Source organism: Xanthomonas axonopodis, from assembly GCF_001304695.1.
Lineage (GTDB): Bacteria > Pseudomonadota > Gammaproteobacteria > Xanthomonadales > Xanthomonadaceae > Xanthomonas > Xanthomonas axonopodis.
In genome coordinates this window covers 16,276-28,639 of record NZ_JFAQ01000091.1, presented here as the reverse complement: position 1 = coordinate 28,639, position 12,364 = coordinate 16,276, and the positions used below count along the sequence as shown (strand labels likewise).

7 protein-coding genes are annotated in these 12,364 nt (G+C 65.2%); 3 read left to right on the top strand and 4 right to left on the bottom strand.

Annotated features, from left to right (window positions below):
• Window positions 1–68 precede the first annotated feature (68 nt).
• The 3 genes from XAXN_RS09370 to XAXN_RS09360 form a co-directional block, all read right to left on the bottom strand.
• Complete coding sequence (locus XAXN_RS09370) at window positions 69–743, bottom strand: energy transducer TonB (RefSeq protein WP_054319336.1); 675 nt, start codon at window positions 741–743, stop codon at window positions 69–71.
• A 309-nt stretch (window positions 744–1,052) separates the two neighbouring features.
• Window positions 1,053–4,163: a TonB-dependent receptor gene (locus XAXN_RS09365; protein ID WP_054319335.1), complete on the bottom strand. Its 3,111-nt coding sequence runs from the start codon at window positions 4,161–4,163 to the stop codon at window positions 1,053–1,055.
• A gap of 320 nt (window positions 4,164–4,483) precedes the next feature.
• The gene (locus XAXN_RS09360) at window positions 4,484–5,218 is read right to left on the bottom strand and encodes an SIMPL domain-containing protein (protein ID WP_054319334.1); all 735 of its coding nucleotides are present in this window, start codon (window positions 5,216–5,218) and stop codon (window positions 4,484–4,486) included.
• A 138-nt stretch (window positions 5,219–5,356) separates the two neighbouring features.
• Here XAXN_RS09360 and XAXN_RS09355 point away from each other — a divergent pair, with 138 nt between their 5' ends.
• The 3 genes from XAXN_RS09355 to XAXN_RS09345 all read left to right on the top strand — a co-directional run bounded on the left by XAXN_RS09355 (window position 5,357) and on the right by XAXN_RS09345 (window position 11,501).
• The gene (locus XAXN_RS09355; RefSeq protein ID WP_054319333.1) at window positions 5,357–5,929 is read left to right on the top strand and encodes a Maf-like protein; all 573 of its coding nucleotides are present in this window, start codon (window positions 5,357–5,359) and stop codon (window positions 5,927–5,929) included.
• Window positions 5,929–7,428 (top strand): ribonuclease G, encoded by a 1,500-nt coding sequence (rng, locus tag XAXN_RS09350; protein ID WP_054319332.1) that lies wholly within the window; start codon window positions 5,929–5,931, stop codon window positions 7,426–7,428. The genes XAXN_RS09355 and rng overlap by 1 nt, the downstream gene beginning before the upstream one ends.
• A gap of 143 nt (window positions 7,429–7,571) precedes the next feature.
• Window positions 7,572–11,501: a YhdP family protein gene (locus XAXN_RS09345; protein ID WP_054319331.1), complete on the top strand. Its 3,930-nt coding sequence runs from the start codon at window positions 7,572–7,574 to the stop codon at window positions 11,499–11,501.
• A gap of 15 nt (window positions 11,502–11,516) precedes the next feature.
• Here the strand turns inward: XAXN_RS09345 and XAXN_RS09340 are convergent, their stop codons facing one another.
• Window positions 11,517–12,269: a DUF6065 family protein gene (locus tag XAXN_RS09340; RefSeq protein WP_054319330.1), complete on the bottom strand. Its 753-nt coding sequence runs from the start codon at window positions 12,267–12,269 to the stop codon at window positions 11,517–11,519.
• Window positions 12,270–12,364 lie beyond the last annotated feature (95 nt).

Below are 12,364 nucleotides of genomic sequence, written 5' to 3'. Positions count from 1 at the left end.
CGAAACTTGTGCACACGGTCATATCGATGCGGCGGCTGCGGTTGCAGGCCGCCGCATCCGATCGCCGCTCAATTCAGCGAGAAGCTCACCGGCACCAGACCATAGGCCTGCACGGCCTGGCCGTTCTGCATCGCCGGCTGGAAGCGCCATCTGCGCAGCACCTGGCTACGCGCGGCCAGGTCGAGCATGCGATGACCACTGCTGGTTTGCACACTCACTTCGGTCGGGCGCCCATCGGTGCCGACCAGCACGCGGAGCATCACCGTGCCCTGCTGGTTTGCGCGTAACGCAGCTGCCGGGTAGCTCGGTGCCGGCGAGCTCAGATACTGCAATTGACCGGCTTCGACCGGTCCGCTGGGTGCGGTGGTCGTCGGAGCGCTGTCTGCAACAACGTCGGAGACCGTTGCGGCAATGGCAGACGGTGCGCTGGCGACCACGGACGTTTCACTGACCACCGAGGTCGGTACCGGCACCGGCAGCGTCTTGGTCGGTGAACGCGTTTTCGGCGTGAACGTTACATTGACTGGAAGCACCAGCGGTGGCGGCGGCGTCGGGATGCTGACCGGCATGAGCCAGCGTTCTTTTGGCGCGGCCTGCTGTGGAATCGCCCGGTGCGAGAGCGGAATCAGCAACAACCCGCCCGCCAGTAGGTGCAATGCCACGGCCGTGCTTATCGCTAGAACGCGCGAGGTGTCGATGCCAAGGGGACGGGAAGAAACCTGCGATTGCGTGCGAACCATCATCCACCTCCAGAACGGAACTGCGGAAAGGACCAGCGCGACCCGGACGCACGTCACCATCCGGTAGCGTAGGTTTACCGCAGCGACGGCAGCCGCACAAGCGCCACGCACGATTGCGTGGTTGCGCCGAGCCGTCAACGCGGCATGCGTCATCCTCATGGTGATCGGGGATACGTCGCTGCTCACACATGTCGCATGGATCGGCCGCGGCAATCATCCGCGCAAACGAAACGCCCAGCCGAAGCTGGGCGTGGATACAAGAAAAGCCCAGCCCTTTGCAGGGCTGGGGAAACGACGTTGACGGGAGAGACGTCAGTAGTCGTACGACACGGACAGCACGGCGTAGCGCGGCTGGGTGAAATTGACCCCCATGCCGTAGGTGTTGGATAGCTTGTAGTGGTTGTCTTCCCAGGTGGAATTGACTTGCAAGGGCTTACGCTCGTTGAGGATATTGAAGCCCTGCAGGGTAAAGGCCAGCTTGTTGTCGGCGAAGGCCGGGCGATAGGTCAGGCTCAGGTCGACGATCTTCGTCCAAGGCAAACGCCCGGCGTCGCCTGGCCGCGATGGCTGGCCGTCGCAGGTATGATAGGACGAGCCATACCCGACCGGGTCGCCAGCATCGGAAGACTCGTCGGTCCCGTTGATGCTGACATAGCCTAGGCAGGACCGTGGCGTTCCGGACAGGATGCGCATATTGCCTGCGATCAGCCATTCCGGTGCGATCTGGTAAGAGCCGTAAAGCTTGATCTGGTGGCGGCGATCGTTGGCCAGGTAGCCGCCGGAGTACCACATCAGCGCGGCCGCATCCCAGTCCTGGGTCTTGGACACGTCGCTCTGGCCGATGTCGGATTTCACCTGGCCCTCGGTGTTACCAAAGTTGCGCGACAAGGTGTAATCGATGCGGCCTTCCCACTTGCCGTCGAACGGATGCTGCAGGAACAGATCCAGTGCCAGGTACTTGCGCTTGGCCTTCTTGTCGAAGCCCCAATCGGCCGACGACATCGAAAGCGCGGTGCGGCCGGAACCATCCAGGTTAGCCAGGCTGAATGAGTTGGTTTCGCCCGGGTTGAAGATGACACATCCGGGCACATTGACGGTGCTGGGATCAACGCCGATCGCAGTCAGCTTGGTGCGCATCTTGTCGGAATCGCAGACATCGTCGATGGTGGTGCCCAGGTTGCGATAGGTGAGTTTTGCGCCAGTGACCCAATCGCTGCCCAGCGTCTTGTCAAACCCGACCATGAACTCATCCTGGTACATCGATTTCAGGTTGTTGGCCGCAACTGACGCGGCATCGGGTTGCTGCCCACACTCGCGATTGGAAGACACGACATTGCCGGAGCACGAGACGCCGGCGCTCGGATCCACCGGGATCGGCGTGAGGCCGGTCGGGTTGCCTTGGGCGTCGATACCGGTGTAGGTGAAATATTCGCTCGTGTAAGTCGATGGCGACGCACCACGAATGGCCACGCTATTGGGAAGCGCCAGATAATAGCGACCGACATTGCCGTAGACCTTCAACGACGAGTCGCCAAACGCATCCCAGCTGATGCCGAGCCGAGGCGCCCATTGGTCGCCGCTTTCCACATAGACCTTGCCAGCATCATTGAAATTGGTGAACTTGTCGTTGCGCACTCCCATGATAAGCAACAGACGATCATTGATCTGCCACTTGTCCTCGAGAAAATACGCTTTCTGCCTGACCGACATACTGGTGGCTGTCTTGAAGACGCCGCGGTAGACGTAGTAGCCATCCCCTCCTGCCGGACCGACACCCAACGAGTCGGCGATAGGTACGTCGGGAGGGAGGTTGTCGTACGCCCAGGTGTATCCTGGTCCAGTGGTGAGTGCACCTTCGTTGTTGGCATTGAAGTACATGTTGTCCACGCCGCTGGCCAGCGTATGACTGCCGAGCACGTACTCAAGGTCCAGGCGTAGGCCATGGGTACGATTCTCGCCATCGCGTGCCTGGGTCGAGGTCTGGTTGTTGCGAATCTCGCCGCCACCGGTGATGGCCGGATCCTGCCGATTGGCGTTGGACAGATATGGAGCCAGGCTGGGATTGTTGCGATAGTCGCTCTGCTGGCTCTTGCCGTAGGTCGCGCTGAAGGTCAGTGCGTCGGTGATGTAGCTGGTGTATTTGCCGATGTAGTAACGGTCGTCAACCTTGACCGTATCGGCGAACGCACCGCTTGCGCTTCGGGTGATCACTCCTGGGTAGCTGAAATCGCTGTAGGCGCCGCTTGTACGGTAGTTGTTCTTGACGCCGGTGAATTCAAGAATGTTGCTGTCATTGATGTTCCAGTCGACCTTGGCGTAAACCTTCGGCTCGTCCACGCGATAGGTGTCTCGGCCGATGACCGAATCTTCGCGACTTGCGGTCGATACGCCTTCGGTACGCTCCTGCTCGGCGGCAACGAAAACGAACAGCCTGTCCTCAATGAGCGGCCCACCGACATAGGCGCTAAAGACCGTATTCCAGGCCTTGTCGCCCTTGCGGCTACGGTACAGCGTGCCGGGCAACTCTGGTTTGGCATAGGAATAGTTGGAAGAGGGTAGTGGCGTGTCTGGATAGAACATATTCTTGTAGTCGCTGGACAGGCTCTTCGGCCGCCACAGCGTCTGCCCGCCGAAGTGCCACTCGTTGGTGCCGCGCTTGCCGATCTGGCTGAGTACGCCGCCGGCCGAGCGGCCGTAGCGGGCGCTGTAGCCGCCGGTGTAGGTCTCCTGCTGGTCGATGGCGCCGTAGGGCAGGGTGACGCCGCCAATGTTGGTCAGTGGGTTGGAGCTGAGATAGCCGTTGAGGTAGTAGGCATTTTCGGTGACGCCGGCGCCGCCGAAGGAAATGGCGTTGCCGAAATAGCCGCTGCCTTGCACCGCGCCAGGCGACAACAGCGCGATCGCTTCGCCCGAGCGTGCCAGCGGCAAGCGTTGCAATTGCTCGGCCGTGATGACGGTACGTGAAGCAGTGGCAGAGACATCCATCGGCGAGATGTTCTTGCCGGTCACCGTGATGGTGCCCAGGGTGGCGGTGTCATCAGAGGCATTGTTGCTGCCGAAGGACACATCGGTGCCGGCGCCGACGCGCAGCGCGATGTTCTCGCGGGTCTCGGCGGCTTGGCCTTCGCGTTGCAGGGTGACGGTGTAGGTGCCCACCGGAAGGTTGCCGATGGCGTAACGGCCATTGGCATCGACCGTTGCAGTCCGCGTAAAACCGGTGTCGCTCTGCGCGGTGACCGTTGCGCCTGCACTGGCCGGCGCGCTTCCGTAGATGCCGGCGGTAGTGCTTTGCGCGGCCGCAGTGCCGGTAGCGAGCATGCCGACGGCGCCGCTCAGGGCAAGCGCAAGCATGCTGATGCGGCCATAGCGCGCAGGCGACGTTGAGCGGAACGGGCGGCGTTGCCGCGCGGCATGGCTGGTCATTTGTATCGCTCTCCAGATTGGCGGCGTCACGAAGATGACGGTGTGTTGACAACCGATGCTAGAGAGCGGCCGCGCCTGCTTAAAGAACGATTTCTCTGAATTTCATGGTTTTTTAAGCACAATCGCCAAAAACGCCTATTCAGGCGTGTGTGAATTGACTCAAGCCACTTGCAAGTAACCAAGTCCCGAAAGGTGGCCGACGCGCTGTGTCCGTGCGTTTGACCAGCGATCGGCGGACCGAACGACCGCGCAAACGACACTGCCCTCCGGAGAGGGCAGTGCAGACACGACATTTCGGGGTGGAGACGTTCTCTTTTTTCTTAGCGCCCCAGTTCGAATGTCACATCCAGGTTGATCGACAAGGTGCTCTCGCCGGGGGCGACCGGGGTGTCCATCTCGGCCTTTGCCGAGCGCATCGAGGCGGCCATCATCATCGGGCGGACCGCGCCGCCGCTGCGGCTTTCGGAGATGCTGACGATGCGGCGCACCTTCAGGCCCAGCGATTTGGCATAAGTTTCTGCGCGCGCCTGGGCCTTCTTCAGTGCGGCAACGCGGGCTTGGTCGTAGACCGACTCTGGTTGGTCGATCGAAAAGCTGGGGCCGTTGATGTCGTTGGCGCCTTGCGCAACCAGGGCGTCGAGTACCTTGCCCAGGCGGGTGATGTCGCGCACCTTGAGGCTGACCGTGTTGCTGGCCTGGTAGCCGTTGATCTTGGGCGCTTCGTTTTCCTTGTAGGTGTACTGCGGGCTCAGGTTGATGCCGCTGGTTTGCACGTCTTTGTCGGCGATGCCGGCGGCCTTGACGGCGGCCATGACCTTGCTCATCTGTTCGGCGTTCTGGCGCATGGCGGCGTTGCCGTCGGCGGCCTGGGTGACCACCCCGGCAGACAGCGTGGCGATGTCCGGCACACGCTTGGCTTCGGCCTCGGCCGATACGTTGAGCAGGGTGCCGTCGCTGGGAATGGTGTAGCTCGACGCAGGTTGGGCGTGGGCAGTCATGGCGTTTCCGGCAGCGATGGACAGGGCCAGCAACAACGGCTTGAGATGGGTACGCATGAGATCTCCTGGTCTGTGTGGCGAGCGTGTTGGCAGGTCGATGAATATGTTGTGAGTCGAGCAGGACAACGCCGTTGGCAACGGTGTGTGCGTTCACCAGGCAAGCGGGCGAGTGCAGGCAACAGGTATGCTGGACGGATGCTCTATCTCGCTTCCCGTTCGCCGCGCCGACAAGAACTCCTGCAACGCCTGGATGTGCCGTTCCAGACGTTGCAACTGGATGTGCCCGAGCTGCGCGCAGCCGATGAATCGCCCGACCAGTACGTGCAGCGCGTCGCGTTGGAGAAGGCGCGCGCCGGGCTGGCGCTGGTGCAGGCTGCCGACCCCGATGCCATTGTGCTGGGTTCCGATACCGAAGTGGTGCTGGGCGAGCGGGTATTCGGCAAACCGGTCGATGTGGACGACGCCGTCGCCATGCTGCGCGCGTTGTCCGGGCGCACCCACCAGGTGCTCACGGCGGTGGTTCTAGTCTGCGCACAGCGCGCGCCGGCGCAGGCATTGGTGGTGTCGGAGGTCACCTTCGACACGCTCGATGATGCGCAGATCGCCGTCTACGCCGCCTGCGGCGAGCCGATGGGCAAGGCCGGCGCGTATGCGATCCAGGGCCGCGCCGAACGCTTCATCGCCCATCTGTCCGGCAGCTATTCCGGCGTGATGGGATTGCCGCTTTATCACACCTTGCAGTTGCTCACAGCCTTCGGAGCGCATTGATGTCGGAAGAGATTTTGGTCAACGTCACCCCGCGCGAGACCCGTGTGGCGGTGATCGAGAACGGCATGCTGCAGGAGCTGCATATCGAGCGCGGCTGGCGCCGGGGCGTGGTGGGCAATATCTACAAGGGCAAGGTGCAGCGGGTGATGCCGGGCATGCAGGCGGCTTTCGTCGAAGTGGGGCTGGAGCGTGCCGCGTTCCTGCACGCCAACGATGTGGTCCGTCTGGCACCGGCGCCGGCCAGCGTGGTCGATACCGAAGAAACCCCGATCCCGCCGCCGCCGCCGGCCTCGGTGCCGATCGTGGAGCTGCTGCGCGACGGCCAGGAGATCGTGGTGCAGGTGGTCAAGGATCCGATCGGCACCAAGGGTGCGCGGTTGACCACGCAGATCAGCATTCCTTCGCGCTATCTGGTGCTGCTGCCGCAGTCCAAGGTGGTTGGGGTGTCGGCGCGCATCGAAGACGAAGCCGAGCGGCTGCGCCTGAAGACCATTGTCAGCGAGGTCTCGGCCCAGCATGGCGGCTTCGGCTACATCATCCGCACCAATGCCGAAGGCCAGCCGGCCGAGGCGCTCGCCGAGGACATCGCCTACCTGTCGCGGGTGTGGAATGTGGTCGAGCGCCGCGGCCGTGAAGCACCGCCGTGCAGCATCATCTACGAAGACCTGAGCCTGCCGCTGCGTGCGGTGCGCGACCTGATCCGCCGCGACGTGGAAAAGGTCAAGGTCGATTCCAACGAGACCTTCGTGCAGCTGCAGGCCTTCGTGGCCAAGTACATGCCGGTGCTGGCCGAGCGACTGGAGCTGTACACCGGCGACCGGCCGATCTTCGACCTGTACGGGGTCGAAGACGAGATCGGGCGCGCGCTCAACAAGCAGGTGCCGCTCAAGTCCGGCGGCTATCTGGTGATCGACCAGACCGAGGCGATGACCACCATCGACGTCAATACCGGCTCGTTCGTCGGTCAGCGCAATCTCGAAGAAACCGTCTTTCGCACCAACCTGGAGGCCGCGCAGGCGGTGGCGCGGCAACTGCGCCTGCGCAACCTGGGCGGCATCATCATCATCGACTTCATCGACATGGACGATCCGGAGCACCGCCGGCAGGTGCTGCGCACCTTGGAAAAAGCGCTGGCACGCGATCACGCCAAGACCACCGTGTACGAATTCTCGCCGTTGGGCCTGGTGGAGATGACCCGCAAGCGCACCGTCGAAAGCCTGGAGCGACAGCTGTCGGAGACCTGCGGGCACTGCGGCGGGCGCGGCACCATCAAGACCGCCGAAACGGTGACCTACGAGATCTTCCGCGAAATCACTCGCGCCGTGCGCCAGTTCGATGCCGCGCGCCTGCTGGTGATCGCCTCCTCGAAAGTGGTCGCCCGCATCACCGAGGAAGAGTCCGCCGCCGTGGCCGAACTGGAAGAGTTCCTCGGCAAGAGCATTCGCTTCCAGTCCGACGACCAGTATTTGCAGGAGCAGTTTGATGTCGTGTTGCTGTGAGGCCGGGATTGGGGACTCGGGATTCGGGATTGGTCAAAGCCGGCTCTGGTAGCGTGGCTTGGCCCGACAACGGCGCTTGAAGTGACCGCATGCGGTCATGCTGCAACCAATTCCGAATCCCCAATGCCCAATCCCCGCTCCTGATGCCCACCCCGCTGCGCCGCCGTCTGCGTCTGTTTCGCCGCTATGCGATCACTGCCTGCGCGCTTGCGCTGGTGGCGGTCGCGTTGTTGGTGGGCGCGGCCAGCCAGGCGCTGCCGTTGGCCGAGGAACATCCGCAGCAGATTGCGCAGTGGCTGAGCCAGCATGCCGGTCAGCCGATTGCGTTCGATCGGCTGCAGACCGAATGGACTCGGCGCGGTCCGCTGCTGCGGCTGGATGGGCTGCGCATCGGTCCGCATGGCGAGGTGCGCGTCGGCCAGGCCGAGGTCCTACTGGCGATGTACGCCGGGTTGCTGCCGGGCCACTCGCTGACCGAGATACGCCTGCGGGGCCTGGCGCTGACCTTGCAGCGCAGCGACGACGGTGTGTGGTCGGTCCAGGGCATGCCCGGCGGCGGAAACTCCGACCCATTGGATGCGCTGCGCCGGCTTGGCGAGATCCAGCTGGCTGAGGCGCGCCTGCATGTGGCCGTGCCCTCGATCGGCCTGGATAGCACGCTGCCGCGCATCGACCTGCGCCTGCGCGTCAGCGGCTCGACCGTGAAGGTGGGCAGCCGTAGCTGGATCGATCTCAAGCGCGCGCCGCTGACGGCGGTGCTGGAATTCGACCGCGACAGCGGCGACGGCAGCGCCTACATGCAAGCCGACCCGGCCGACCTGTCCGCATGGGCGTCGCTGCTGCAGTTCGGCGGCATGCGCGTGGATGGCGGTGGTGGGCGACTGCAGGCCTGGGCGCAACTGCGCGCACGCCGGATCGCCGCGGTGAGCGTGGATGTCGACCTGCAGCAGCTACGCCTGTCCGGGGACGCGCTGCCGGACGAGACCGCGCGGCGCACGCTCGCCTGGGAACGGCTGCAGGCGCGTGCGCGCTGGCAGACCATCGATGGCGGCTGGCGCGTGGACGCGCCGCTGCTGCGCCTGGGCCAGGCAGCGCAACTGCAGCACCTGGACGGGCTGAGCATTGCCGGTGGGCGCCGCTATGCGGTGGTGGCCAAGCATGTGGATGTCTCGGGTCTGATCGCAGCTGCCGCCCTGAGCGAGCAGCTGTCGCCCACCTTGCGGCGCTGGCTGAGTCTGTCCAAACCGCAGCTGCGCGTGGCCGACCTGCAGGTCGCCGGCGAGCAAGGCGGCGACCTGCGCGCGCAGGGCCGGATCGAAGCGCTGGGGTTTTTGCCGGTGGGCAATGCGCCGGGCATCAGTGGCTTGCGCGGCACTATCGATGGCGATGCGCAGGGCGTCGAACTGGACCCCGCGCCCGACGCCACGCTGCGCTTCGATTGGCCGACCGGCTTTGGCGTGGTGCATGAGATCCAACTGGCCGGCAAGCTCGTCGGCTGGCGCGAAGGCGCCGGCTGGCAGGTCGCCACTCCGGCGCTGCGCGTGCAGGGCAAGGATTACGGCGCCAACGTGCGTGGCGGGCTGTGGTTCCAGGGCGATGGCACTCGCCCGCGGATGCAGCTGGCGGCCCAACTGGACGATGTGGCGCTGCCGGTGGCGCGCAAGTTCTGGATCCGCTCCAAGATGAGCGACGCCGCCATCGACTGGCTCGACATGGCCGTGGCCGGCGGCACCGTCACCGGCGGCACTGGCCTGGTCAGCGGCGATCTGGACGATTGGCCGTTCGACAATAACGACGGGCGCTTTGAAGCGTTCGGGCAGATCCGCGATGGCGTGATCCGCTTCCAGCCGGACTGGCCGGCGATGGAGCAGGTTCAGGCCAACCTGAGCTTCATCGGTAACGGTTTCTCGCTGCACGGGCAGGGTGATCTGGCCGGTACCCCGATCGCGCAGCTGGAAGCTGGCATTCCCAGCTTTGCCACCTCCGAACTTTACGTCCGCGCGTCCACGCAGGCCGATGCGGCGCAATTGCTCGGCATGCTGCGCAAGAGTCCGCTGGAGCGGCGCTATGGCGACACCTTGCGCAATCTCACCGTGTCCGGGCCGGCCGCCGTGACCTTCGATCTGCTGCGTCCCTTGCGGACGCATGGCGTCGGTGGCCATCTGCAGGGCACGGTGGCCTTGCAGGGCGCCAAGCTGGCCGACGCGCGTTGGGATCTGGACTTCGATCAGGTCAGTGGGCAGGCCGAGTATCGCGACACCGGCTTTGCCGCCGAGCGGTTGAGCGTGCAGCACCAAGGCCGCAGCGGCGAATTGTCGTTGCGCGCTGGCGGGTTGGTGCAGGACCCCGGGCAAGCCTTCGAAGCACGTCTTGGCGCCACCCTGGATGCCAAGGAACTGTTCGACCGGGCGCCCCAGATGGAGTGGCTGCGCCCGTACGTGCATGGCAGTGCGCCGTGGGAGGTAGGCGTGGATGTGCCGCTGCCGCCACCCGGTCAGACCGATGCAAACGCGGTGCTGACGCTATGGTCCAATCTGGTCGGCACCACGCTGGATCTGCCCGCGCCGTTGGACAAGGCCGCCAGCGAGCCACTGGACACCCGGGTCAAGGTCGCGCTGCCGCTGGGCGATGGCGACATCGATGTGGGGTTCGGCAAGCTGGTGGCGCTCAAGGCCAGCAGCCATGGCGCGCAGACCGGCGTGCGTGTGGTGATGGGCACCGATACCGTCACCGAACGGCCGCCGGCCAACGGGCTGGTGGTGGCCGGTCGCGCCGCGTCGCTGGATGCGATCGACTGGATCAGCTTGGCGCGCGGCAGCAGCAGCGACGCCGACATGCCACCGTTGCCCGGCCAGCCGGCCGTTCCCGCCAAAGACCCGATGCCGTTGCAGCAGGTGGATGTGCAGGCAGATCGGTTGCTGATGATCGGCGGGGTGTTCCCGCAGACGCGCCTGCGTCTGCGCCCCACCCGCGATACGGTGGCGGTGACGCTGGACGGCCCCTCGCTGGCCGGCCAGCTCACCGTTCCCAATGCCGACGGCGCAACGGTGCAGGGCACGTTGAAGACCGTGCATTGGCAGCCGGTGGAGGCGCCTGCCGAGCCGTCCGCGCCCGAACCGGGCGACCCGTTGGCAGGTGCGTTGCCGGAGCCTGCGCGTCGTGCGGTAGCCGAATTCGACCCGGTGTCGATCCCGCCGCTGGCATTGGATATCGACGATCTGCAGATCGGCAAGATGACCTTCGGCGCGGCCACCCTGCGCAGCAGCCGGCTCACCGATGGCATGCAGGTGGATCAGCTGCAGCTGCGCTCGGACGATCAGAACATCGGCCTCACCGGGGCCTGGCGCGGCAAGGGCGAGGCGGCCAGCACGCGGCTGTCGGCGCGCGTGGACAGCCGCAACCTGGGCAATCTGCTGCAGAACCTCACCTTGGGCGGCCAACTGCGCGGCGGCGAAGGGCAACTGGAACTCAACGCCGGCTGGCAGGGCTCACCAACCGGTTTCGCGCTCGGCTCGCTGGACGGCAATCTCAAGGTCGATGTGCGCAACGGCCAGTTGCTGGAAGTGGACCCGGGCGCCGGCCGCGTACTCGGCCTGCTGAGCGTAGCGCAGCTTCCGCGCCGGTTGATGTTCGACTTCCGCGATTTCTTCTCCAAGGGTCTGGCCTTCAACAAGCTGGCCGGCGAGGTGCGCTTCGGCGAGGGCTTCGCGCGGACCGATGCCATCCGCATCGAAGGCCCGGCTGCCGACATCGCGATCCGCGGCCAGACCGACCTGCGCGCGCAGACCTTCGACCAGACCGTGGACGTGAACCCCAAGGCCGGCAACCTGCTGACCGTGGTCGGCGCAGTGGCCGGTGGCCCGGTGGGTGCCGCCGTCGGCGCAGCGGCCAACGCGGTGCTGGGCAAACCGCTGGGCGCCATCGGTGCCAAGACCTATCACGTCACCGGGCCGTGGAAAGACCCGCAGGTGGACGTGGTGGAGCGCGAGGCGCGGGAGCCGGCGCCCAGCAAACCGGCCGCACCCTCCGGCAAGCCCGGCAAGCCCGGCAAGACCGATCCGACGCAGCGCTGACGTCGCCGGTCGGCTTCAATCTGCGGGCGTGTCTTCGCTGCCGGCTCGGGTGAACATCGGCAAGCGCAACCGCGACCGATGCCCCGGTACCGGCGGCTGCGCGGGTGCGGCCATGCCAAGAAAATAGCCGCGCTGCCATTTCTCGCGCGCCGCCGCCGACTGTGCATCGGGCAGCTCATCGAGAAAGCGCGTGCGGCTCCGGGTCCAGTCGGCGTGTTGCTGCGCCAGCTGCGGCGCTTCGGAAAGCGGTTTCCACTGCGGCTGTACCTGCTCGATCAACTGTCGCTGCAGCGGGAACAGATGACAGAACGGCTCGCCCGCCTCGAAGCGCACCCGCCCGGGCCGGGTGAAGCGCCAGTTCATGGTGAAGGTGTGCGGGCTCCAGTCGGTTTCCACCATGCCGCTCAACGCGCCGATGCCGTCCTTGGGCCGGTTGAGCGGCCCGGTGACGAACAGGTCGATGCCGGTGTCGGTGCGGAACAGGCACGGCACGTGGAAGGTCAGCACGCCGTAGCCGAAGTGGCTGATCGCCGGCGCCTGCGTCTGCGCATCGGCCGTGATGGTGATCGCCGCCAGTGCGTCGCCACCGTCCCAGCTGGCCTCGAAACCGGACTGGCACAGCAGCTCCCAGCCATGCGCATTGGCGATCGCCAGCGGCAGGCAGCGGTAGGCGTAGCGCTGGTCGGTGGCGTCCATCCACGCGCGCTCGTGCGGGGCAGGGCGGATGTCCAGCGTGTGGCCGTCCAGGACGTGGGCGATGAGCTTCATGCGCGGGCGATCGGTGAAGAGCTGGCTGGCGATGATAGCTATGCGCATGTTCAGCCGAACGACTTGTCTCCCCGGCGCGCGGGCCCCATCCTGAC

Bases quoted from the DNA above. Each gene is read 5' to 3' on its own strand.
- XAXN_RS09370 (WP_054319336.1), bottom strand. From the start codon at position 743: ATGATGGTTCGCACGCAATCGCAGGTTTCTTCCCGTCCCCTTGGCATC.
- XAXN_RS09365 (WP_054319335.1), bottom strand. From the start codon at position 4,163: ATGACCAGCCATGCCGCGCGGCAACGCCGCCCGTTCCGCTCAACGTCG.
- XAXN_RS09360 (WP_054319334.1), bottom strand. From the start codon at position 5,218: ATGCGTACCCATCTCAAGCCGTTGTTGCTGGCCCTGTCCATCGCTGCC.
- XAXN_RS09355 (WP_054319333.1), top strand. From the start codon at position 5,357: ATGCTCTATCTCGCTTCCCGTTCGCCGCGCCGACAAGAACTCCTGCAA.
- rng (WP_054319332.1), top strand. From the start codon at position 5,929: ATGTCGGAAGAGATTTTGGTCAACGTCACCCCGCGCGAGACCCGTGTG.
- XAXN_RS09345 (WP_054319331.1), top strand. From the start codon at position 7,572: ATGCCCACCCCGCTGCGCCGCCGTCTGCGTCTGTTTCGCCGCTATGCG.
- XAXN_RS09340 (WP_054319330.1), bottom strand. From the start codon at position 12,269: ATGAAGCTCATCGCCCACGTCCTGGACGGCCACACGCTGGACATCCGC.